Consider the following 24,466-nt stretch of genomic DNA (forward strand, 5'->3'; position numbering starts at 1 on the left):
GTGCAGCAGGTGCCCTCGATCTCCGAGGTCCGCAAGGCCCGCCGCTCCGCCCACTGGGCGGAGCGGCAGGCCCGGCAGGTCCAAACGCGCGGTGACGCGGGTCTGGCGGATGCCTGGTGGGACCGGGCCCGCGCGATCTGCAAGGCCAATCCGGAATTGTGGAATGACCTCGCGCGGACGCTGGAGAACTGGACCGGCCGTCACGACGGCAGTCACGGCGCGTAAGCGTCATCACCATCATCATCACCCGGGGGCGGACCGGTTTTGGGGGGCCAAGGCGGGCGCGCGGGCGCACGGGCGCGCGGGCGCGCGAGGATCTCCTACCCGGTCACCCTCTGTCAACCCTGGAGAGCACGTGGCTGATGACCCTCGGGACGACAACCGGAACGGCAACGTCGTCTCCTTCCGATCTCGGGGTGGGGCCCCGCCGGGGCTCCCCCCGATCCCGGGCGCCCCTCCCCCGGCGCCCCCGGCCCCGCCCACCGAACCCCCTCCCTCGGCTCCCGGTCCGGACACGGGCAGCGGCGACGGGATGGTGGTCCCCTCCCGACGGCGCCGGTCGGTGGCCGACTCCCTGGCCGACCTCACCCCGGCCCTCCCGCCGGCGCCCGGGGCGACCGGCACCGCGGGCACCGTCGCTCTCCGCTCGGAGGGCACGGTGCCCGCTCGCCGGGACGACGGTGACGACGAGGCGGACGGCCCCGGCGTCGCCGCCCTCGGCCTCGCGGCGACCCTGGCCATCGCGCTCGCCGCACTGCGGGGCACCGCAACCGCCCTGACGGACTGGCGCCAGCGGCGCCAGGAGCGAGCCGAGGAACTGGCCCCGCTACGCGAGGCCCGCCTCAAGCACCGACTCGCGGGCGAGGAGGTCGCCGCCAAGCACGCCCTCGCCATGCAGAGCATCGGAGACAAGGCGGCGCAGCAGCGCGGCAAGTCGATCCCCTCCAGCCAGGACTTCGGCCGGAAGTCGCTCGGCGGCGGCCGCGGCTCCCTCATGGGTGGCGGCGGAAAGGGAGGCGGAACCGGCGGCGGCAAGGGTGCCGGCGGGACCGGGCCCGGCCGCAGCGGCAAGGGCGGCTCGGGCAGCGGGCTGACGCCGGGCGGCAAGAAGACCTCGCCGAAGGCGTCCACCGGGCTCGGCTCGGTCGGCGGCAAGGGCAAGGGCGGCTCGAAGACTCCGGGCTCCGGGAAGAACGGCGGCGGCTCGGGGTCGGGGATCAAGTCGCCCTCGGGCGGCAAGTCCCCCAGCTCGAAGAAGTCCAGCCCGGCGCTGGAGCGAGCCCGCAGCCGCCAGGAACGGACCGCCGCACGGCAGGACGGCAAGCACCAGCGGCGCGCGGACCGGCAGGCGGCCCGGCAGGAGAACCGGGCCAAGGACCGGGACGCCGCCCGCGACCGCAAGACCCGCGCGACGGACGCCCGGCAGGACATCAAGGACCGGGTCCGCAACGCCCGGGCCGACGCGAAGCAGGCCCGCAAGGAGCAGGTCCGCCAGGACCGCTTCGAGGCCAAGCAGAAGGCGCGCAAGGCCCGGGCCAAGGCCCGCCGGAAGAAGAAGGAGACGGCGGCCGCCGCCGACGCGGACCGTACGACGCTCGGGCAGGCCGTCGCCAAGGAGGCACGGTGCCGGTTGAAGAAGCGCCGTAAGAACCCCGCCCCGCCGGTGCTGACCACGGTCAAGCGCAAGAAGTCGAAGAAGAAGGGAGGCAAGAGCGGCGGGTCTGCACCGGCCGGGCCGAAGGTCGACCTGAACAAGAAGCCGAAGCCCGCCGGCGGTTCTGCGACCGCCACCGCGCCCAAGGTCGACCTCACGAAGAAGCCGAAGCCCGCCGGCGGTTCTGCGACCGCCACCGCGCCCAAGGTCGACCTGACCAAGAAGCCCAAGCCCGGCGGCGGCACGAAGGCCTCCGGGCCCGGCAGGAAGCAGAAGGTGCGGGTGAAGCCGAAGTCGAAGAAGAAGCGCGGCGGCTCCGCCTCGGGCACCGGCCCCGCCGACCGGCGCAAGGCCAGCCGCAAGGAGCGGGCCCGCCGCACAAGCGAACGGGCCCGGGCCAAGGCGGAGGACACCAGCGACTCCCCCGGGAGCGGCTGGGAGTTTTACACCCCGCCGCCGCGCGGGGAACGGCGCAGCGCCTACGACTCCATGCGGGACACCGACCCGCAGCAACAGGAGGTGTGGGTGACGGAGCAGGTCTCTCCGCCCGGCTACCAGGCCTCCCCGCGCGAGCTCCTGACCACCGGGGCCCGCGGCATCCCCGCCGAAACCGGCAGTCCCACCACGAACACGAAGGAGGCCCCCGTGGGTAACTCGCCCGCCGTACAGACCGGAGCTGTCACGACCGCGATGGACGACGGGATGAACCCCAAGCACGCGACGGAAGTCACGCTCGATGACGTCGTGGACTTCCTGGACGAGGTGGTCTCGGAGGCCTTCGCCGCGCACGACGACTGCCTTCAGCTCTCGGCGCAGGCCAAGGAACTGATGTACGCGCTGGACGAGGTGGCCGCCCGGTTGGCCGTCAAGCACAACCTCATCGGCCGCGTCACCGCCTGGGCGATGCGCAAGCTTGCCGAGTCGATGGAAGTCCTCTCCCGCAAGGCCGAGGAGATGTCGGTCAAGTCGCTCCACGCGGCCGAGACCTGCGAGACCGCGAAGACCGAGATGGACGACGCGTACCGGCCGCTCACCCAGGCGACCGCGGACGCGGGCCTTCGTACCCCGTCCGCCCGCGTGCACAACGAGAACTAGGAGGTCACCCCCGTGTCCGGAGAAATCGTGCCCGGCCAGGTCGTATCCGGGGAGATCGTCCCCCGAGAAAGCTACGTCCCCGCGGTCCCCGTCGGCGGCGACAACCTCCCGGCGATCCCCGACAGCAACCTGGGCTTCGTCAGCCTCGGGCTTGCGGTCACCACGCTCGCCGCGCGGGCGCTGTGGCTCAAAGAGAAGATCTGGATTCTCCAAGGGCTCTTTCGCCGCAACGCCGATAAGGCGAGCAACATGTCGGAGATGTGTGACGCGGCAGAAGTCGAGCCGCGATTCACCGCTCTCATCATGGAGGGCGCCAACTCGCTGCGGGAAGTCGCCGATGCATCGGGCGACCTGGTGAGCGCTGCCGACCAGATGCAGATGGACGCGCAGGGCTTCGCGGACTCCCACCAGAGCGAATACGGCGGGATCTACGAGACCGTGCAGTCCATGGGCGTGCAGCAGCCCAAGCCCGGATTCAACGAAGTCAAGTAACCGAACAGCCGCCCCGGCCGTGAAAGCGCCGGGGCGGAAAGCCCCACGGGAGGGGCCCCGGCGAAAGCGCCGGGGCCCCTCCCCCTTTCTTTTCTCCCGGAGGGGAAATGACGATGACGACGACCGACGTCGTGAAAGCCGATGCCGCCGCCGGTGAGCGGGGGCTGACCCGTAGGACCGCCCACCGCCTCGCCTGGGCGGAGCGCACCGTGTACGCCGCCGCCGGCACCTGGGCCGCCGTCGGCCCGGTGACGGACGTTCCGTGGTGGGCACACGGCGCGGCCCTGGCCACAGGCGCCCTCACCAGCGTCGGCCTGTGGAAGCGCAGCGACACCGACGACTGGACGCGGCGGCTCACCTCGTCGCTGCGGGCCCTGCCCGTGCTCGGGTGGACGGCCGCCTACACCGGCGGCCTGCTGGTCCCCGTCTTCGACTACCCCGACGGGTGGCCGATGCTGTGCGCGGCCGCCTGGACGGCCGTGATGGTCCCCATGACGCCCTGGACCCGCTCCAAGGGCCTGAAGCGGGCCGTCGGCAACCTCCCGGTCCTCGCGGGTGAGCCGGAGGTCGTGGACGCGGAGCCGGTCACCTTCGCCGACCACATGCGGGCCCTGTGGAATCAGTCGCAGGCCACCGGGGACACCACCCTGGAGGGCATCCGCCAGTACGACCCCGACGGGCCGGACTTCGAGGCGATCGTCCTGGCCCCCGCCGGCCACACCGTGCCGCGCACCCTGGACGAGCGGGCCATTGCCGGGGTCTTCGACGTGCCGGTCGACGCGGTCGACACGGCACCGGTCGCCGGGTACGGTCCCGGCCGCCTCGCCATCCAGGTCGCACCCTGCCTCGCTGAGGATCGGCGCGCACGCGAGGCCCTGGAGGTGGAGGCCGAGGACCCCGGTGCCTCCCTGGAACGCATCTGGGCCGAGCACGTCAACTGCACGGGTGGCGCCGCCCCCGGCGTCGACCTGGTCGCGTACGCGATCGGCGAGGATCAGATCCGGCTGCGGATCGCGGCCCCGCGCGGCAAGACGCTCCGGGTCAACCACGAGGCCCTGTGCTCCGCGCTCGGGATTGACGACATCTCCCGCCTCGTCATGGATGGCGCGGGCCCGCGCGAAGCGGTCGTTTACATCTACCGGGCCAACCCCCTGCTGCACGTCCGGTCGCCCACGGTCGAGGACCTGACGATGGACGACCGCGGGCGCATCTCGATCGGCGTCGCCCACGACGGGAGCGTCGCCAGGATTCAACTGTTCAACTTCGACACGGGCAGGGCGCAGCACGGCATCACCGCCGGAACCACCGGCGCGGGCAAGTCGGGCCTGATGCGCATCCTCGGTGCCGCTCAGCGAATCTCGGGCGTCATCTCCTGGATGGCCGACGTCCAGGGCGGCATGTCGATGCCGGAGATGGAGGGCCGCATCGACTGGATGGCCAAGGGCCCCGTCGAGACGATGCAGCAACTCCGGGCGCTGCACGCGGTCAAGGAGTACCGCGAGGCCCACTCGCGCGGCCGCGGTGACTTCGACTTCCACGGCCGGTGGCGCCTGATCCAGTGGACCGGTGACGAGATCAACCGCCTGCTGAGCAGCCTGGACCAGGAGGTCCGCAAGGAAGCCGCCTGGATGATCGGCGACCTCCAGAAGACCGGCCAGAAGGTCGGCATCGGCGTCGACCTCGCGGTGCAGTCGCTCCACCTCAAGGAGCTGGGCGACAACCACGAGATCCGCGAGAAGGGCAAGGAGGGCCACGTCTTCCTGCTGCGCACCGCGTCCTCCTCCACCCAGGGCATGGGCCTGGACGGCATCGCGCCGGTCGGCGCACACGTCTCCCCCATCCCGGAGCGGATCTACGAGGGTGCCGGGGCCAAGGAGCTGTTCGAGGGCACCGCCGCCACCGAGGGCGTGCCCACGCCCGGCATGGGATGGCTGATCACGGAGGGCAAGGCCATCTTGTTCCGGACCTTCGTCCTGAAGAAGGTCAACGGCCTGTACCCGCAGCTCGAAGAACTGATGGACGGCCGCCCGATGCCGACGCTCACCCCGGAGGAAGCCCGCGCCGCCGGCGCCGCGTACGCCCACCGGGGCACCGCGGCCGCCAAGGACGCAGGAAAGGCCGCAGGCGGCCCGTCACGGCCCCCGCAGGGGCCCGGCGGCAGCAGCACCTCCAGCACCGAGCCGGAGCCCGCCACGGGCTCGCAGGAGGTCGACAGCAAGGCCACGGAGCAGGGCGCCGAGGAATTCCCCGAAGCGCCGTCACCCATGGCGGCCGCCAAGGCGAAGGCCCCGACGATCCGCGAACGGATTCTCGCCGCGCTCCAGGGCCACCCCGAGGGCCTGGCGCTCCGGGAGATCCGCACCGCCGTCGGCTGCGGCACCGAGGGCGGCCCCGCCACCCGCAGCGTGAACAACGAGGTCAGCACGCTCGCCAACGAAGGCGGTCTCGTCGCACTCGGCAAGGGCGTCTACCGCCTGCCCTGAGCCGCGAAACGGCAGGGGACCGGCTACTCCGTCAAGACCGGCCGGTCCCCTGCCCACTCCCCCAACGCATCGAAGGAGCCACCCCAGTGAACCACCCCGACCGCCCCGCCGGCCGCGCGCTCAGCGAAGCCGAGGCGGAGGCCGAAGCCGCTCGCCTCATCGCCGAGGGCTACAGCACTAACGCCCCCGTCGCCACCTTCTACAAGGACGTGGCACCGGTCCCCGCCGTCGGCACCGCCCCGCCCGAGCCGCAGCCCGGCCGGACCGCCATGAGCCAGCGCGCCACCGACACCAGCGTCCTCATGCTCGCCGGCGCCGGATCGGTGTCCATGGTCAGCGTGTCCGCCGGAATTCTGATGTACCTGTCCCAGTACGCCGACCCCGTCGTCTGCGGCATCGTCCTCGGGGGCCCCACGGCCGTCGTTCTCGCCCTCTGCCGCCTGGCCAGCCGAGCCAAGGAGGTCGTGGAGGCTGCCCCGCCCGTCGTCCACCACCACTACGAGGGCACGGTCATCCAGGACAACACCGAGATCACCACCCACACCCGCGGCGTCATCGCCCGCACCCACAACCGCTTCGACCGCTGAGGGGAACACCGTGACGCGACCCGGGAACGTCCTGACCGCCGTCCTCGAACAGTACGGCGGGCGCTGCGCCTGCCATGGCGCCTGCGGCAAGACGCACACGGGCGACGGCGAGCGCTGCAACGCCGCCAGCAGTGGCAAGAACAAGCCCCTGCTGGCCGCTCCGCAGACCCCGCACGCCACAGACGTGCAGAACGCGGCCGCGCCGCCGGAGGAGCTGCGGCCCTGGTGCTGGCCCTGCTGGCGAGACGCGCTCGCCGCCGAGCGGGCCCGCGCCAACGACCAGCGCGGCCAGGAACTCATGGAGATGCAGATCGGCCTCTTCGACGTCGGCACCGACGCTGCGGCCTAGCACTCCGATCCATCTGCAAGCGGTCAAGCACAACGTCGACTGGCCACCGACGCGGGAGCGGCCGGACTTCTGGCCGGGTGCACGGCCGCCCCCGCACCCCCCGTCCAGTCCAGCAACCGAGGAGAAGCCTCAGTATGAACCGCAACCTCGCCGCCCACTTCGGCGCCGCCTACGCCCTCTTCCGCATGGCGGCGGACTACGCGGACCACTGGGGGCAGTCGGACTTCGACGCCCAGTGCAAGGGCGCCACCGACGACGCTCCCGTCACCTACAAGTACGAGGACACCGGAGAAGAGACCACCGTCGGCACCAAGGGTGGCCGCGCAGCCTGCATCCGCCACGTCATCCGCTACACCGCCACCCAGGGGATCGTCTTCGTCGCGGGCTCCCGACTCCTCGGTATCCGCCTCAACCCCGCAGCTGTCGCCGGCGCGCTCGCCCTCTCCGGCCTCACCCACTACGCCGCCGACCGCCGAGTGCCCAACGGACTCCTCCACCGACTCGCCAAGGCCAGCGGTCAGGAGCGGTTCTACAAGCTCGCCGACCACGGGATGAACGGCGCCTACTGCCTCGATCAGAGCTGGCACCACTCCTTCGAGACCCTCGCCGCGGGGCTGGCCGCCCTGGGATCCTCGACCCGCTGAACGACCTGGTCGCCCTCGCCTGGTGGGAACTCCTCCAAGAGTCGGGTGGTGATCCGTTCACCAAGCTGTTCACCGCGGCCTGCGCACAGCATCTGAGCGGACAACAAGAAGCGGGCCCCGTCCTCGGACGGGGCCCGCTTCTTGCGTTCGGGGGTACTTACGCAGCCACAGCTTCCGATTTCTCGGCGTCCGTCTGCGAGGCCTCAGAATCCTTCTCGACCTCGGTGGGCTGCTCCTGCGCCTCCGTCGCCTTCCCTGATCCTCGCTTGGGCTTCGCGGCCTCGCTGAGCTGCTCCCGGCACTTCACGATCTCCGCTTCAAGCGCGTCGAGATAGCGCTCGGCGGCCGCCCTGTCCTTCCGGGCCAGGCGTCGCACCCAGGGCGAGGAGATCGCCTTCTCCGCCTTGGCGGCGATGTCGACCTCCCCCTCACCCTTCTCGTCGCTCCAGTTGTCCAGGAAGGCCTGGATGGCTGCCTTGGCGGCCTCCTTGTTGAACTCCTCGCCCTTCGGGAGGGCGTCGACCGCTCCTCGTAGGACCTCGGCTGTGACCGGGACGTCCGAAGTGGCCACCGTCGCGTACACGAAGACGGCGTGCTCCACGTCCCACGTCTCACGGACGGATACCAGCTCCCACACCTGAGCTTGGTTGGCCTTCTTGGCTTGCTCCAGGGACAGGCGAGGCGTTCCAATTGGAACCGAATTGTTCGATGCCAAATCGAACAGGGCTTCCGCGACCTGCCATGTGCGAATGAGCTTCCCCGCGTAGTTGGCCTTCATCCCCCAACGGGTCCAGCAGTAGTCCTCGAAGCTGTCGTGCTCCGCGCGGTACAGCCGACTGTCTCGGATGATCTGCAACGCCTTGCCGGCCAACCAGAACGCCCACTTCAGGGTGTCGACGGCCGCCTCGCACTGGGCAAGCGACTGACGCTCGTCCGAGGTGAGGGTCTTGGGCTGTCCCGAGATGGGGCGGAAGAGGTTCGGCAGGGCCCGAGCCATGTCGATGGCGCTCTTGAACTCGAAGCGCTCCTGGGCTGACGCGCCGCGCTGGCGTCCCATCAGATCAGTCCTTCCACGGCCAGGGCCAACTTGTAGAAATCTTCGCGCGCTCGGAGCGCCGTGCCGCTCTCCGGGTACTGGATCACGGTCAGACCAGCTTCGGGTGCCTTCGCGTGGATCTTGTAGCGCCGGATGGCTTGGGGCATGTACGGGTAGCCGCGCACTTCGCACCAATCCTGCATGTCCTTGAGGTCAGCCCGTGTGCGATCTGCCCCGGAGTCCCAGTTGTTGATGACCACCCGGAACTTGATCCCGTGCGGGCGCAGCAGGCGCTCGATGGTGTACTCGGCTGGACCGTGGGTCAGGGTTTCCACTGGAACGACCGGCACGAGTGCGAGATCGGTGAGGTCCAAAATCTCGCGCATCGCCTCAGCCGCCGGTCCGGTACCCAGAGGGTCCTCCGCGTCCAGGTCCTTCGTCGGGTCGATGTCGGCGAAGCCGGGAGTGTCGACCACGATCCTGGTGACCGCGGGGTCCTTCACGAGGGCGGGCAGCTCGCCCAACTTGCCGCGTGTGATGACGTAGTCGAACGGAAGGCGTTCCTCGGGCACCTTCCGTGCCCACTCGTCAAGGGAGCCCTGGAGGTCGATACCGGCAGCGACGACCGGGCATGGGCAGTTGGGGTCGTTCGGGTCGGAAGGGGGGTTGTTCTCACCCAGAACAGCGGCCACGTTGATGCCGATTGTGGACTTCCCGGCGCCGCCCTTCTGTTGGAAGGTGGTGATGACCTTGGCGCGGTGCTCTGGCTCGGGATTGTCATGGGGGGGCATGTGACCTCCGTGGGCTTCCCCTGGTGGGTACTCGGACGCGGTCATATTGCCAGAGGTCGAGCTGGCGACCGAGCATCGGCCGTCAAGGGTGAGCTGAGCCTGCGAAAGCATGCCCGTTGTTCTATTTCTAATCGAACGAAGCCGTTCCAATTGGAACGGCGCTCTCAGGACTGCTCGGGGATTTCGGGCTGGTTCGCTCCCGCCGCCCGGTCGATCGCGGCGCGAAGCAGGTCCCCGGTGGTGAGCACCTGGGCGCGGAGGCGGTCACGGATCTCCAGTGCGGACTGCGGTGCGGAGGGTCGCCCGGCTGCGGACATGAGGGCGAGTTCGGCAGGGATGCCGTCGCGCTCGGCTTCCCGGAGGGCGACGTCGACCCCGTCCCCCCAGCGGTCGGCCCAGTCCTGGAGTGCTTCGACGGCTTCCTTGCTGGTCCAGTACGCGGCGCGGCGGATGGTATCGCCGAGGTTGTACGGCAGGTTCACCGACACGCGATGGGTGTACCCGCCGTCACCCATGGGGGCGCTCGGCGGGGTGCCCCACGGGCGGCCCGGCGCCTCGACCTCGCCCTCCGGAGGCTTGGGCCACTTGCGGTCAAGGCCGCGGTCGCGCAGCTCCTCGCGGACGGCGCGGGTCACGATGTCGTCCCGGGTGCCGCCGAACTCGCCGGTCCGCCGCATCCGTGCGACCCGGGCCCGGATGTCGCGGCGGACAGATGCGGCCGCACGCCGCGACATGCCGGGCAGGATCAGCTCCTTCCGGCGTGCGGCGATCCACTCCTCCTCGCGCTCGCGCTCGTCCTTGCGGCGCGCGTTGAGCGCCTTCAGGGCGTCCTCGGTCACCGCCACGTGGAACTTCATGTTCACCCTCGCCATGGGGGAAATGTAGCCAGATAATTAGGCCGCGTGCTGCTGCCGCTGTGACGCGGGGTGCCGTGAGGCAACCTCCGGTGCGGCAGGGGAAATCCGCTGTTGGTGAGTCGTAGGGTCACAGAGGATGGATCATGTCCGGCCGCTGTTGAGCATCCGGGCGAGGCCGGGGGAGCCCCTGGTCCCGTCCGTGGTGACGGTGTGCCGGACCGGGTCCTAGGCCTGTGCCCTACCAGCACCGCGGGGGAGAACGCGTATGAGCATCGGGGGAGTGGAGCCGCCGCTCCGCGACAAGGAGGAGAACCGCAGTGACGCAGCTCAGCAGGCACGGGCAGACGGCTCGGGAGTATTGGGAGACGTACCGGCCGCAGGCCCTGGAGTCGCTGGGGGGTCCGGTGCAGCAGGCGGCGTTCTTCCAGGAACTGGACCTGCGGGTGACGGAGAAGATCGGGCAGGTGACGACCGAACTCCTCCAGAAGCTGCCGATGGAGCAGCGCGCGGCGGCCCGGCGGGCGACCCGGTCGCAGGCGCAGGAACTGGTGTACGCGGAGGAGATCTGGCTGGAGAAGGAGCCGGGGACGGAGCATCGGGAGATGTAGCTCCGCCCCGCTTCCGCCCGGAGAGCCAGCGGGACCTCGCGCCGGCCGGGCAGGGCGAGCGGGCCCGCGCCAACCTCGCGGCCCTGGAGACGCTGCGCGTCCTGGAGCGCGAGCATCGCCCGGCCAACGATGAGGACCAGCGCACCCTCGCGCGCTGGTCCGGCTGGGGCGCTCTGCCAGTCATCTTCAACCCGCGGCCGGCGCGGGCCGCGTTCGGCCCGGACGAGGACGAGCCCTTCGAGCGGGCCGTAGCGCGCTGGGACGCCGTCAGCGACCTGCGCGAGCAGATCCGGGAACTCCTCTCCGAGGACGAGTGGGCGGCGGCCCGCCGCAACACCATCAACGCGCACTACACCGACGCCGACCTGGTCCGCTCGATCTGGGGCGCGGTCCGCGGGCTCGGCTTCACCGGCGGCCGCGTCCTCGAACCTGGCTCCGGCTCGGGCAACTTCATCGGCTTCGCGCCGATCCTGACCTCGACCCCGGTACAGATGACCGGCGTTGAGGTCGAGCCGACCACTGCGGCGATTGCCCGGCACCTGTACCCGGACGCCGAGATCATCACCAGCGGCCTGGAAGAGGTCCCGCTCGCCGACGGCGGCTTCGACGGTGTGGTCGGCAACGTGCCCTTCGGCCGCTACAAGCGGTTCGACAAGGTCCACAACGCCGACCTGTCGCTCTCGATCCACGACCACTTCGTGCTGAAGTCGCTGTACGCCACCCGCCCGGGCGGCGTCGTCGCGCTCATCACCTCGCGCTACACCATGGACGCGGAGAAGCCGGACGCCCGGGAGCGCATGTACCAGCTCGGCGACCTGGTCGGCGCGGTCCGTCTGCCCGCCCGGGCGCACGCGGCGGCGGCCGGGACGGACGTCGTCACCGACGTGCTGTTCCTGCGGCGCCGGATGCCCGGCGAGGAGCCGGGGGACAAGACGTGGCTGACCTCCCGCAAGCGGGTGCTGCCCGGCCACGACGACGAACTCGCGGTCAACAGCTACTTCGACGCCCACCCCGAGTATGTGCTCGGCGAGCTGCGCGCGGGCTCCCGGGAGTGGGGGCCGGAGGTCACCGTGGTCGGCCGTACCGACCAGGCGCCGGCCGAAGCCCTGGCGGCCGCGGCCGCCGCCATCGTGGTGGAGGCCCGGGCCGCAGGCCTGTCGGCGGCCGCCGACCAGCGCACCGAGCCGGTGCAGACGATCGTCACCGGCGGCACCGAAGGCGCGCTCGGCCTCGACGCCGAGGGCAACCCCACGATCATCGACGGCGGCCGCCCGGTCCCGCTGGAGATCCACCCCGACCAGCGCGACCAGCTCGTCCAGCTCATCCGCCTCAAGGGCCTGACCCTGGCCTTGTACGCGGCGGAGGCGGACACCCCCGAGCCGGGCGAGACTCCGCAACTGGCGGCGCTCCGCGCGGAGCTGCGGGTCGCCTGGCGGGACTACCGCAAGAAGCACCCGCCGCTGACCAAGCCGCGTCAGCACTACAAGTTCACGCCGCCCGAGGCCCGCGCGCAGGCCACGGCGCAGGGCCTGAAGGAAGTCCCGGAGGCGTGGAAGCAGCGCACGGCGTTCGCCTGGATTGACGACGACCCCGACGCCTCGCTGCTGTTCGGCCTGGAGGAGTGGGACGAAGCGACGGGTAAGGGCACCGAGCAGAAGGTGCTCCTGACTCGTGTCCTGGAGCCGCGCATCCTGCCGTCCCGCGCGAACAGCCACGAGGACGCCATCGCCCTGGCGATGGAGTACGACGGCGGCCGCCTGGACATGAGCAGGGTCGCCAGCCTCCTGGGGCTGGACGAGGAGAGCGCGGCCGCGCAGTGCGCGGACGCCGGGCTCGCTTACCGCGACCCCCTCCAGAATGACGCCTGGGAGCCCCGGCACCGCTACCTGTCCGGCAACGTCCGCACCAAGCTCGGGGCTGCCCGGGAGCGGGCCGCTGAGGACCCGACGTTCCAGGGCAACGTCTCCGCCCTGGAACGGGTCCAGCCCGCCGACCTGGCGCCCTCCGAGATCAAAGCGAAGATCGGCGCCCCGTGGATTCCGGTCGAGACGTACAACGACTTCCTCGCCCACCTCGGCTTCGAAGACGCCAGCGTGCTGCACGCGGGTGGCACCGTGTGGGAGGTCCGTGGCGCCAAGAACGGCGACCTGGCGCGCACCGAGTGGGGCACTGGCTCCCGGCCCACGCAGGACCTGTTCACCGCATTGCTGCGGCAGACCGAGTCGACCATCCAGGTCACCTATCGCGACCGTGAGGGACACACCTACGTTGACAAGGAGGCCACCGACGCGGCCCAGGAGAAGGCCAAGCTGATCGCGGAGGCCTTCGAAGACTGGGTGTGGGACGACGAGACCCGCGCGGGCCGCCTCGCGAAGATCTACAACGAGCAGTTCAACAACATGGTGCTGCCCGAGTATTCGGGCTCCGCGCTGACCCTTCCCGGGCTGATCAGCGACTGGAACATGAAGGAGCACCAGAACGCGGCGATCCGCCGGATCGTCAACGAACCGACGGCGTTGCTCGCGCACGTCGTCGGCGCGGGCAAGACGGCGACCATGGCCGCCGGCGCGATGGAGCTGCGCCGCACCGGCCTGGCGACCAAGCCGTGCATCATCGTGCCCAACCACATGCTCAAGCAGTGGTCGCGCGAGTTCCGGCAGCTGTACCCCAACGCCAAGATCCTGGCGATCACCGCGAGCGACCTGAGCAAGAAGAACCGCGCGAAGTTCATGGGCCGGATCGCGGGCGGCGAGTGGGACGCCGTGATCCTCACCCACGAGGCCTTCACCCGGGTGCCGCTGCGGCCCGAGAACATGCGCGCCTATCTCGACCGTGAGATGAAGTCGCTGCGCGACCAGCTCGACGTCGCCGCCGAAGCGGGGATGCACCGCAACACGGTCAAGCAGATCGAAGAGTCCCTGGCCAACGCTGAGGCCAAGCTCCAGCAGCAGATCGACTCCATGGACGACGAGATCGGCGTGTTCCTGGAGGACACCGGGATCGACTACGTGTTCCTGGACGAGGCACACGAGTTCAAGAACCTGCGCACGGTCTCGGCGATCCCCGGCGCCGCCATCCAGGGCTCGGCGAAGGCCACCAAGCTCCACATGGTGCTCGACTACCTGCGGGCGAACAACGACTCCGAGCGCGTGGCGACCCTCGCCACCGGCACCCCGATCGCCAACTCGGTGACCGAGGCCTACGTCCTCAAGCGCTACCTCGCCCCGCAACTCCTGGAGGAGATGGGGCTCGACGCCTTCGACAACTGGGCAGCCACCTTCGGCGAGGTCGTGAGCCAACTGGAGCCCGACCCCAAGGGCGACGGCTACAAGTACAAGGCCCGCTTCAGCCGCTTCTTCAACGTCCCCGAGCTGATGGCCGCCTACCGCACGTTCGCCGACGTACAGATGGCGGAAGACCTCGACCTGCCCACCCCGCCCGTCCGGGAGAACGAGGACGGGCAGCGCGGCGAGACCATCCTCATCCCGCCCACGCCGGCGCAGCGGCAGTTCATCAAGGAACTGCCGCACAAGCCCTGGGTGCGCAAGCCCGGCGGCGTCCTTAAGGCCCTCGGTGAAGGCCTGCGCGCCTCCGTCGATCTGGACCTGGTCGACGCCACCGAGGCCCTGCGCAACCTCGGCCTGAACGTCACCACCGACCAGGTGATGAGCGACGACCCGGTGTACGGCGGGCGCGTGCTGGACATGACCAAGGTCGCCGAACTCGCCGACGCTGCCGCCACCGACATGCGCAGCCTCGGCGGCAGCAAGGAGATGGGCAGCAAGATCCCGTACGCGGCCGAGAAGATCGCGGAGATCTGGCAGGAGACGAAGGACATCGTCTACCCGGTCTCCGGGGACGACCCGACCCCGCAGGAACTGCCCGGCGGCCTCCAGCTCGTCTTCCTCGACGAGGGCACCCCGGGCAGCACCGCCAAGCATGCCGCCGACCTTTACGCGGACCTGCGCGACGAACTGGTGCAGCGGGGGATGCCGCGCGAGTCCATCCGCTTCATCCACGAGGCGGGCACCGACCGCAAGAAGGAGAAGCTGTTCGCCGACTGCCGTGCCGGACGCGTCCGCGTCTTGATCGGAAGCACGCAGAAAATGGGCACCGGGACCAACATCCAGGACAGGGCGGTCGCGCTGCACCACCTGTCCTACCCGTGGCGGCCAGCAGACATGGCCCAGCGTGACGGCCGGATCGAGCGGCGCGGCAACCTCAACGCCCCGTGGATCGAGAACACCCCCGACGACGTCCGCATCCTGTACTACATCACCGAGCGGACCTTCGATGAGTTTCGGCTGACCACCCTTGCCCGCAAGGCGAGGTTCATCGGCCAGATCCAGCGCAAGGACTTCTCCGCCCGCGAGATCGAGGACATCGGCGCCGACGCCATCAACCTCGGCATGCTCTCCGCCCTGGCCTCCGGTGACCCGGCGATCCTGCAACTCGCCGAGGCCACGGCCGAACGCGCCCGGCTCCAGGGGCTTGCCCGGAGCTGGGACCGCCAGCAGGACACCCGCACGCAGCAGCTCAGCGACATCGACGACTTCCTCGCCCGCGCGGGCACGGCCTTGGAGGGCATGCGGGCGGCGGCACCGAACCGGCGTCCGACCACCGGCGACGCCTTCGCGATGACCGTGGAGGACGCCACCTACCGCAGCCGCGACGCGGCCGCGGACGCGCTCGGGGCCCGGATGGCCGCCATCGCCGGGGACCAGTCCCTGCGGCCCGGCGAGCGTGTCCCGGTCGGTACCTTCGGCGGGCAGGACTTTCACGCCGAGATCGCCTACGGGGCCAGCGGCCGCCGCCAACTGCGCCTGCGCTTCGCCTGGGGGCACGTCGTGCCCATGGGCCAGCGCGAGGACCGTGCCCAGTGGCAGGCCTCCTCCGTCACCCCGTCCAACGGCAAGGGCGCCATCCAGTCGCTGGAGCACTTCCTCAACCACCTGGACGACGACCTCGACAAGCTGGAGAAGTCGGCCGCCTCCCTGCGCGGCCGCCGCGAAGAGATCGCCGCCAACCTCCGCCCGAAGGACGAGAACCCCTACCGCATCCAGGCCCGTTCCAAGGAGCGGGAGGAGAAGGCCCTGGGCAAGCTCGTCGTCGCCAACGAGAAGGAGGCCGCCCTCGCCGAGCGGGTCGAACGCGCTGCGAGCGTCAACGAGGACGCGGCCGAAGAGGTCAACGAGGAACTCGAAGCGCTGCGCGAGCACATCGCCAGCCTGCGCAAGTCCATCGCCGACGAGCACGAGATCCAGGCCCGGGCCCGGGGCCTGGTCCAGAACGAGACCCGCTCCGACGATACCGACGCCGCCACCGATGCGGAGAAGACCGCAGCGGAAGCCTTCGCCCAGGACCTGGCCGATGCGTTCTTCCCCGACGGGAGCGCGGAGCCTCCATCCCCTGAGCGGACTGCCAGCGGTGCCGAGCAGCAGCAGGGCGACACCCCGCCGGCCGAACCGCAGGACCAGCCCGGCCCCGCCCCGTCCGGCCCGGACACCGAGCCCGCACAGGCCACCCCCGAGCCCGTCGCGCCCGGACCCGAGGCAGGACCGTCCCCCGAGACGGTGACGCCCGAGACCTCTGGCGGCGCCGCACCCTCCATGCAGGACCCGCCCACCGACCCGCTTGAGGACAACTGGTGGGCGGGCGCCAGCGAGGAGGCCGTACCCGAGGGGCACCATCCCTTCAGCGACGGCTCGGTGACGCTGGTGACCGGCGACCGGGTCCGCGCGGGATGGCGCCGGTACGCAGAGGACCGCCAGCTCCACTACTGCACCGTCACCGTGGAGGGGCGCCCCGACCCGAGAGACGGCTACTACGTCGGCCGCAACGACGACGGCGTGGCCCGCCGCTTCCACCCCAGCCAGATCGTCGCCGTCCCCGACAGCTCGCGCCTGCTGCCGGACAGCGCACCCGCTCCGCAGGAGATTCCGGCCCCCGCGCCGGAGGAAGCGGCGCCAGAGGAGACCGCGCCGCTCCAGGACCTGATCGACGCCCTCGGTGACCGCGTGTCGGTGACGCACATCGGTGGCACGCAGCCGGAGCCTGCCGCCGAGGCGGCCGCGGGTGAACCGGAGGCCCCGGCGCCACAGCCACAGCCGGAGCCGGAGTCGGAGGCGGAGCAGCACACCGGCCCCTCCCCGGCCATGGCGCGGTGTGCGGCCGTGCTGCGGTACTACGAGCCGCTGTTGCAGCGCCACAAGCTGTCCGGCCGGGACGTCGTCGCTTACATCGACCGGCCCGGCTTCGGGTTCTCCTACGAGCCGGACAACCCGCTGCCCGAACTGATCCACCAGATCGGCAAGGTCGCCGAGCGTGTCGGCGGCTCTTACCGCGTCAGTTACCACGAGTGGGTCAACTACCAAGTCGGTGAGCGCCGCCAGCAGGAGAGCGACGTCCTGACCAACCTGAACCTGGACTTGCTCACCCTGTACCAGGGGGAGACCGAGCCGCTGTTCTTGGTCGACCTGGAGGCGATCCTTGCCGCGCCCGGCACGGTCATCGAGCTGCCGTCCGAGGCGCAGACCGAAGCCGAGGATGCGGCCGCGGCCCGCATCGTGATCAACCACGACACGGAGGGCACTGAGGTCCGCAATACCCCTCGCGGCGGGGACCAGCGCATCCGGGACGCGCTGAACGACCGCGACTTCAAGTGGTCGCGCCGTCAGCAGAAGTGGTACCAGCAGCGCGACACCCCCTTCGAGGACCGCGACACGGCCGTACGCGGCCTGCGCGTCGCCTTCGAGCGGCTGGGCGTCCCCTACACCTACAACGGCCCCGACCCCGACTCGGAGGCGGAAGACACCCCGCAGGCTGAGCAGAAGACCACCGCCGCCCCGTCCGCGCCGGAACCCGCGGCGCAGGCCTCCGCCGACGCTCCCGGACAGGCCGCTGACGGCGAGAGCGCGCCGGACACGGGCGCCACGGAGGCCGCCCCGCCGACCGCCGCCGAGCCGGAGAACGCGCCCCTGGCCGGGCCGGACCAGACTGCACCCGCGCCCGAGCCCCAGCCCGAACCGGCCGAATCCACGGTCGAGAGCACGCAGGCCGCGCGCATCCGCCAGTCTCCTGGGTGGGCCATCATGGCGGTGCTCAGCGAGGACCAGGTCAAGACACTGGTCAGCGCGGTCACGGTCGACCGCCAGCCGGTCAGCACGCAGCCACAGCGCCTGCCCGGCGACCGGGTACGGGAGTGGATCGCCGAGCAGCGGCAGACGCCGACGACGGCCTTCCACGCCTCCACCAGCAGCGACCTGCCGCCCGCCGTGCGCGGCGACGGCGACGTACACCTGTCGACCCGCGCCGACGGACTGACGATCGAGCAGGGCGACGTCTCCACCACGATCCTGTGGGAGGAACTGCCCGCCTGGATTGACGCTGCCGTGGCGCACGACAAGGTCAACCGCTCCAGGTTCCAGCCTGCCTGGCGCTACGGGAGCCTGGACCGCGAGATCCATTTCCGGATCGATGAACGCAACCAGTCGGCGGCCCTGGCGCTGAATGCCCTGGCCACCGCACTGCGCGAGACCACTCCGCCCACCGACGATGAACTCGCCGAAGCGCGTGAGAGGTTCGCCCCGCCGGCTGCGGCCGCCGACGCCGCTGCCGACGCTGCGACGGTCGTCCAGACCCCGGACGGGCCCGGCAGGGTCATCGGCACCGATGACGGCGACCTGGTGCTCGTCACCACCGAGTCCGGTACCCGTGTCTGGCAGGTCAGCGAGGTCCAGTGGCCCGACGGGGCCGCTCGGCCCGAGAACACCGAACGGGCGGTGAAGGAGCGCCAGAACGCCGCCGACGCTGCGCAGGCCGCCACCGCCGAGGGCATCGAGCTGCGCTACGGCAACGGCAACCGGCTGGTCGACCTGGACACCGAAGCCGGGCACGGCACGGTGGTCGACGCCGACGGCGCAGTCATCGGCTGGGTCCGCGCCCGGACTGGCGACGACGGCCGCCGCTACTGGTGGGCGCAGGACGCACGCGGCGGCGCCCCCGACGACATGCCCTACCACGAGGCGCTGCCGCCCTCGGCGGGCGTCCCGGCGATCCGGGCCGCCGGGAGCATCCGTTCCGAACTGCACGCGGTCAAGGAACCCGCACACCGCGGCCCCATCCCGGCCGAGTACGCCGCCCGCGAGGTGCGGCTGACCACAGCTCAGGTCCGGGAACTGCGCCGCCTGGCGCTCGATGCCACCTACTCGGACGGCACCCCGATCGAGCCGCCGGAGTGGGTGGCCTCGCACCGCAAGTACGTCCTGAACACCGCGCAGATGCGGGCCCTCGGCGACGCGGCGCAGGCCGCCGCCGACGCCTTCCCCGGCTTCACCACGGAGGAACGGCGCACCACCCGCGTGCTGCGCAACGCCGCCGAGCGCTTCGAGTTCGAGGTGTACGACACCGCCCGGTGGCGGGCCACCATCCCGCCGATCGGCGAGCCAGACCCCTACGCCGGGCCCTACCAGCCCCGCCCCCGGCCGGAGACGCCCGACGCACCGCAAGAGACGGCGGACGCACCCGCCCCCGCCCCGGAGCCCGCAGCGACCCAGGCACAGCCCTCCGCCGGGAGCGAGGCAGAGCCCGCGGCGCCGGCCGACACCGGCACCCCGGAACCGGACGCAGAAACGGAGAGCGCACCCGCCGACCCGCAGCCCGAGGACCGCGCGGACACGGCACCAGACACCCCGGCCCAGGACCCCGCGCTCACGGCGGAAGCGCCTCCCGGGCCGACCGGTGCGGAATCCCAGGACGCCGAAGCCGAAGACGAGGAGACACAGCTCGACCTCTTCCCCAGCGGGACGCCGGAGGCCCCGGCGCCCGCGAGTCGACCCGGCAGCCGCCGGCAGACCAGCCGGAGGGAACCCGCCATCCACCCCGGCGCCGAAGGCAGCCCGGAGGACGGACGCCTGGGCGTGTACGGGCACGCCGGTCACGGCGAGTGCGACCGGTGCGGCACCCCCGACACCGATCGCTACACAATGGTGTGGAGCTGGCACACACGGACCGAGGACGGCGGCGCCATGGCCGCCGAGTGCGGGAGCTGTGTCGAGCTGACCACCGGCCTGTCCTACACGGAGTACCAGCGCCTCGCCACCTTCGCCGAGGCCCGGCGCGCCGGCCGCCGCATCGTGCCGAGTCCGTACGCGCAGGGTGACGTCACCGGGAGCCGCACGGCCGAGAACGAGTGGACCTACGTCCACCAGCCCACCGGCAAGCGGTACCGCCTCGCGCAGGAAACCGCCAGCGGGTACCGGGGGTTCGTCCTGCGGGATCTGCACGGCATCGCCCAGGGCACAGGCATCTCCACGAGTTCCGGCTACGAGCTGGCCGAGCGGGCGGCCCTGGGCCGCACGGCAGAGAGCCACCCGAACGACAGCGACGACTGGGTGTTCTTCGGCTACCGCTCCAGCAAGGTGGCGCTCCATGAGGGCGAGAGCATCAACGCTCATTACCCCAACGGGCCGCGCCGTCACGGCGCCCCGTTCGAGCACGGACCGCGCTGGGACATCACCGTCAGCGGCACCGACTACCAGGTGGAGATGGTCTACCAGCAGGGCCAGCCCGGCGAGGACGGCCACCGCCTGGAGGTCACCGCCCCGGACGGCACGAGCGCCCGTTACGTGGAGTGGGACGGCGTGCTGGAGTGGGCGCGCGAGCGAGTCCGGGCACCGGAGCCGGAGCAGGCAGCCCCGACGCTTGCCGCGCCGCTGGCCGAAGCCGAAGAAGCGCTCACCGCAGCGGAGGGCATCCGCGACGCTCTTCAGAGCCGCAGCACCACCAGCGCCATCGTCCGGGCGCGCGAGGCCTGGGACCGGGCCCAGGCCCACTACGAGGCCGGTCGGCTCACCGAGGGAGACGGCCACCTCGCTACGGCGCGCAGTCACGCGATCTGGGCCCGGTTCCGGGAGAGCGCGCATGCCGACTTCCAGCCGCTCAAGGCTGCTGCGCGCCGCTTCCACGACGCGGTGGACGAGATCCTCTACCCGGGCGGCGCGGGATGGCGGCCGACGGTGGGCGACTACGTCCGCTCCCGGCACCAGCACGTGCCCGAGTCCGAGGGCTTCTGGATGAAGGTCACGGCGATCGGGGCCGACGGCATCCACGTCCAGTCCGGCTCGACCGGAGACGTCAAGACCGTGTTGCAGCCCGCCGACCTCGGGCCGCACGCGGATCTGGCCTGGCAGGAACAGCCCTTCCGTGCTCCCGGCGAGCCGAGGGCATCGGACCAGGAGCGGCGGGCGCACCTCGGCATGCCGCCGCACGAGGCGGCGCCCGAACCCGGCCTCCCGGAACCGGCGGAGACGCAGAGCGCGCCCGGTGACTCGGACAGGGAACAACTGGACCTGTTCACCGCCACGACTCCGGAGGCACCCGCCCCGCCGGCCACCCCGGAGGACACCACGGCGTCCGGCACCGAGTCGTCGGGCGAGTACAGCCTGCACCTGGTCGACGGGGAGAGCCTGACGTACCGGGGTCACTGGGACGGCCGCTACGAGATCACCCTTCCGGGCACCAGCTACCTGCTGTTCCTGCCTTCCATCGAGTACCGGCGCACGAAGTGGGCCGTCGCGTCGAACGATGAGCCGGACACCATGTCCCCCAAGCGGCTGCGCCGGTTCGATGATCCGAACGAGATCATGCCGTGGGTGAGGGCCCATGCCTCGAAGCGGCAGACCGGCTACGTCTTCCGCGACGGCACATGGACCGAGGCCCCGGAGACCATCGCACCGGAGCCGCCGGCGGAGGACGCGGCCGCCGAGGACGGACAACTCACGCTCCGCGGGGCCGACGAGAACGCCGCCCCCGCTCCCGACCTGGCGGCCGGAGAGGACCCGGCCGCCCCCGACGCATCACCCGCTGAGGCGGCCGCGCCGGACGACGCGGACGAGGACCCCGACCAGCAAGACCAGGAGGAAGCAGTGGCAGACGAGCCGGTACCCACCTCCGTCGCGACGGACGTCCCGGCCGTCGACCCGCCCGTGGAAGACCTCCCGGCGGAAGCCCCCGCACAGGAGGTAGCCGAGTCCACCGTGGACATCGAAGACCCGCCCGCGCCTCGGAACTTCACCGAGACGTTCCCGCTCGCTACCGACGCGCGGTATCAGCTCCTGCTGACCAGCGTGGAAGGCGAGGGCCCCCGCGAGGGCGAGCTGCGGTACGGCGAGGCCACCATCGCCGCCATCCGACTGTCTGCCTCCGGGAGCTGGTTCGCCCGGATGACGGTCGACGGCATGCCCGCCGACGTCACAGAACTGAACGGCTCACCGCTGGACGCGGCGCACCAGGGCGCGGTGATGTTCGCGGTCATCACCGGGGAGTCGTACGGCGAACTGCCGGTCGCGGCCGATGCCCGGGGGCCGCTCTCGCGGGCGGACGTGTTGCGCGGCGAACTGCGCTCCGCCAGCGATCAGCACCTGCGCACCATCACCGTGGCGGCCGCCCGGGTGACCCCGGACTACGGACAGAACCCCCAGTTCCAGGCCCTGAGCACCCAGCTCGGGCGGCTCGGTGCCGCCGACGTTGAGTACCACGGCTCGCGGCAGATGGCCTCGAACCTCACTGCGGTTCAGGAGGCGGTCAACGCCTGGGGGGCCGCGCTGCCGGTGGACCCCGCCCTCGATGAGCGTCAGCACCTGGCCTTCCCACTCCTGAACCTGCTGCACGAGACCACGCGCCTGCAAGCACGCCTCCAGGCCACCCTGGACGCGATGGTGGCCGAACGTGCGGCCGCCGAACGGCAGGAGGCCGCGGCCGCCGCCCCCGCGTCGACCGAGCCCGCCCGGGACGACAGCGCACAGCAGGCCCCGGCGCCAACGCCCGACCCCGCCCCGGACCCGGCGCCCGCCCCGACGGCGGAGCCGCCCGAGCCTGCCGACGCACCCGGCCCGGACGGCGCCGCCGAGACGGGCGAGGAACAGCAGCGCCCGGCCGACATCACGCAGCGCGAGAGCCGCGCCGACCGGCCCGGGACCGCCGAATCCGCGCCGCCCGCCGCAGCGGAGCCGGAGACCGACCTGTTGACCGGCCCGGCGGAACCCTCCGCCTTCGACCCGGGAGAGGACCTCCCGTTCGACGCCGGCGCCGACTTCGCGGCCGTCCAGGAGGCGCGGGACGATCACGTGCCCGCCGACAAGGGCACAGGCGCGGACCTGTCCGCCACGGTGGAACCAGTACGCGGCCCCGTCGTCACGTTCGCATTGCGGGAGGCCAGCCACGGACAGGTGGTCGCCGAGGTGCGCACCGAGGGCGCCTCGACCACCCTCAGCCTGCCGGGCGCCACAGTGAACGACCTGCCGGTCACGGTGGAAGTGCCCATGCTGAGGCGTCCGGCCCAGCGGGCGGAGCAGCTGGTGTCCTACGAGGAGACGCAGACATGGCTCGCCGCGTACCTCCCTCAGGGCCCGCTAGCCCCCGTCTGGAACACCGACGGCGCGCGCCAGATCCTCGTCCTCGGGGTGCGCGACATCTTGCGTGATGCCATGGCCCCGGAGATGGAGGCCCTCGCGGACTGGCTGGCACAGGCCGCCACCGAACAGGACGACCTGATCCGTGCCGCTCACAGCCTCGGCCTGGAAGACTTCACGACCCGGTTCGCGCAGGCCTCCGACGCCCTGGTCGCCGACGGCGGGTCCGAGCACCTGCTGTGGACCTATCTCGGGCACGGGAGAGGCCTACGGGATCAGGTGCTGGAGCGGGCCGCGCCCGTCGCCTACGAGCAGCTGCGTACCCTGCCCGTGCCGGTGTCGGCCCCGGAGCGGGCCGCTGATGTCACCAGGAGCGAAGTGCCTGCCACCCCGCAACCCGAAGCAGCGAAGGAGCCCGAGACGGCCACCACCGCCAGGCCCGTGATGCCCGAGAACCGGTGGACTGCTGCTCAGGCCCCCGCCGAGACTGTGAAGCCTTCTACTCCGGCACCCACTGGGGAGCTGCCGCTGTGGACCGGCCCGGCAAACACCGACGAGCCGGAGGCCCGGCCGGTCGACATCCTCGCCGACTTCCGGGCCGTCCAGGACGCCTGGAACGCATCCGTCCCCGCCGACAAGGGCACAGGCAGCGACTTGCTTGCCGACGTGCATGCGGAACTGGCCCGGCTGAAGCAGATGCTCGCCGACGCCGTCTCCACAGTCGAGCCCGCTCCCGAGGTGCCGCCGGCCGCTTCGATGCAGCCCGCTCCGGCGGCACCGCCCGCGGCCGCACCGTCCTCCGGCGAGTGGGGCGAGAGGGGCCGCGACCCGAAGAAGGAGGCGGACGCGGTGAACACGGCTCTGCGGCAGAGCGACGCCCACGCCTCGACTCTTCAGAACCTGCCGGAGTGGCAGCAGATCCAGACGGTCCGTGGTGCGTTCAGCCACCTGGTGAGCGTCATCAAGAAGCGGGCGGGCGAGCACTTCGACAAGCTGTCGAGTGACGGCCGCGTCGCCGACTTCTTCCGCCGCGTCTCGCTGCGCGTATGCGAGAAGGTCGCCGAGTGGGCGCAGGCCGGTGCGGACCGGCTCCGGCGGGACGACGACCGCAGTACGGAACAGCGTCGGGAACTGCCGAGCGCCGTCGCGCTGCTCCGGCTGGGAGACGCGGCCCTCGAGTATCGCGGTCCACGACACGGCGGCGGCAGCACACCGCCCCCGTCCACGGCCGCAGTCGACATCCCGGCGATGCGCAAGATGGGTGAGGCGTTGAACCGGCCCATGCCTGGTGCCACCCGGCGCGTGTCTACGGCGGCCGCCCGGGGCCGGTCGACCACCTCCAAGCGAGGAGTGAAGAAGCCCACCGACGGCACCGAGCAGGCCGGACACCTTCGCAGGGGCGGCGCCGAACAGCAGCAGGCCCACAAGCCCACCCAGCGGTAGGCGCGAGTGTTCTCCGG

At 71.4% G+C, this 24,466-nt stretch carries 12 protein-coding genes; 9 read left to right on the plus strand and 3 right to left on the minus strand.

From position 1 onward, the window contains the following. From ACZ3KJ_RS33435 to ACZ3KJ_RS33465, 7 genes are all read left to right on the plus strand, one after another. Positions 1-225 carry a hypothetical protein gene (locus ACZ3KJ_RS33435; RefSeq protein ID WP_467532542.1) on the plus strand — a complete coding sequence of 75 codons (225 nt, stop codon included), beginning with the start codon at positions 1-3 and terminating at the stop codon, positions 223-225. A 337-nt stretch (positions 226-562) separates the two neighbouring features. Then, complete coding sequence (locus ACZ3KJ_RS33440) at positions 563-2,749, plus strand: hypothetical protein (RefSeq protein WP_467532544.1); 2,187 nt, start codon at positions 563-565, stop codon at positions 2,747-2,749. Between the two features lie 12 nt (positions 2,750-2,761). Next, on the plus strand, positions 2,762-3,241 hold the full coding sequence (locus tag ACZ3KJ_RS33445) for a conjugal transfer protein TraB (protein WP_467532545.1): 480 nt from the start codon (positions 2,762-2,764) through the stop codon (positions 3,239-3,241). A 113-nt stretch (positions 3,242-3,354) separates the two neighbouring features. Further along, a complete protein-coding gene (locus tag ACZ3KJ_RS33450) occupies positions 3,355-5,724 on the plus strand; it encodes a hypothetical protein (RefSeq protein WP_467532547.1) in 2,370 nt (789 codons plus the stop codon). An 86-nt stretch (positions 5,725-5,810) separates the two neighbouring features. Beyond that, the gene (locus tag ACZ3KJ_RS33455; RefSeq protein ID WP_467532549.1) at positions 5,811-6,311 is read left to right on the plus strand and encodes a hypothetical protein; all 501 of its coding nucleotides are present in this window, start codon (positions 5,811-5,813) and stop codon (positions 6,309-6,311) included. A 10-nt stretch (positions 6,312-6,321) separates the two neighbouring features. After that, positions 6,322-6,660: a hypothetical protein gene (locus ACZ3KJ_RS33460; protein WP_467532551.1), complete on the plus strand. Its 339-nt coding sequence runs from the start codon at positions 6,322-6,324 to the stop codon at positions 6,658-6,660. Between the two features lie 134 nt (positions 6,661-6,794). Next, positions 6,795-7,304 carry a hypothetical protein gene (locus tag ACZ3KJ_RS33465; protein WP_467532552.1) on the plus strand — a complete coding sequence of 170 codons (510 nt, stop codon included), beginning with the start codon at positions 6,795-6,797 and terminating at the stop codon, positions 7,302-7,304. Between the two features lie 157 nt (positions 7,305-7,461). Here ACZ3KJ_RS33465 and ACZ3KJ_RS33470 read toward each other — a convergent pair whose 3' ends face one another. The 3 genes from ACZ3KJ_RS33470 to ACZ3KJ_RS33480 form a co-directional block, all read right to left on the minus strand. Beyond that, positions 7,462-8,361, minus strand: coding sequence for a hypothetical protein (locus tag ACZ3KJ_RS33470; protein WP_467532554.1), 900 nt, complete (start codon positions 8,359-8,361; stop codon positions 7,462-7,464). Beyond that, positions 8,361-9,131: a ParA family protein gene (locus ACZ3KJ_RS33475; protein ID WP_467532556.1), complete on the minus strand. Its 771-nt coding sequence runs from the start codon at positions 9,129-9,131 to the stop codon at positions 8,361-8,363. The genes ACZ3KJ_RS33470 and ACZ3KJ_RS33475 overlap by 1 nt, the downstream gene beginning before the upstream one ends. 164 nt (positions 9,132-9,295) lie before the next feature. Next, positions 9,296-10,003 (minus strand): hypothetical protein, encoded by a 708-nt coding sequence (locus tag ACZ3KJ_RS33480; RefSeq protein WP_467532558.1) that lies wholly within the window; start codon positions 10,001-10,003, stop codon positions 9,296-9,298. 302 nt (positions 10,004-10,305) lie between these two features. Here ACZ3KJ_RS33480 and ACZ3KJ_RS33485 point away from each other — a divergent pair, with 302 nt between their 5' ends. Together ACZ3KJ_RS33485 and ACZ3KJ_RS33490 are read left to right on the plus strand one after the other, a co-directional pair. Further along, positions 10,306-10,596, plus strand: coding sequence for a hypothetical protein (locus tag ACZ3KJ_RS33485; protein ID WP_467532559.1), 291 nt, complete (start codon positions 10,306-10,308; stop codon positions 10,594-10,596). Between the two features lie 491 nt (positions 10,597-11,087). Continuing rightward, positions 11,088-24,449 carry an SNF2-related protein gene (locus ACZ3KJ_RS33490; RefSeq protein ID WP_467532561.1) on the plus strand — a complete coding sequence of 4,454 codons (13,362 nt, stop codon included), beginning with the start codon at positions 11,088-11,090 and terminating at the stop codon, positions 24,447-24,449. Positions 24,450-24,466: the final 17 nt, after the last annotated feature.

It is taken from the genome of Streptomyces sp. NPDC003248, assembly GCF_055563235.1.

Coding starts and splice junctions, on each gene's coding strand:
- ACZ3KJ_RS33465 (WP_467532552.1), top strand. CDS start 6,795: ATGAACCGCAACCTCGCCGCCCACTTCGGCGCCGCCTACGCCCTCTTC.
- ACZ3KJ_RS33450 (WP_467532547.1), top strand. CDS start 3,355: ATGACGACGACCGACGTCGTGAAAGCCGATGCCGCCGCCGGTGAGCGG.
- ACZ3KJ_RS33470 (WP_467532554.1), bottom strand. CDS start 8,361: ATGGGACGCCAGCGCGGCGCGTCAGCCCAGGAGCGCTTCGAGTTCAAG.
- ACZ3KJ_RS33490 (WP_467532561.1), top strand. CDS start 11,088: ATGACCGGCGTTGAGGTCGAGCCGACCACTGCGGCGATTGCCCGGCAC.
- ACZ3KJ_RS33475 (WP_467532556.1), bottom strand. CDS start 9,131: ATGCCCCCCCATGACAATCCCGAGCCAGAGCACCGCGCCAAGGTCATC.
- ACZ3KJ_RS33480 (WP_467532558.1), bottom strand. CDS start 10,003: ATGGCGAGGGTGAACATGAAGTTCCACGTGGCGGTGACCGAGGACGCC.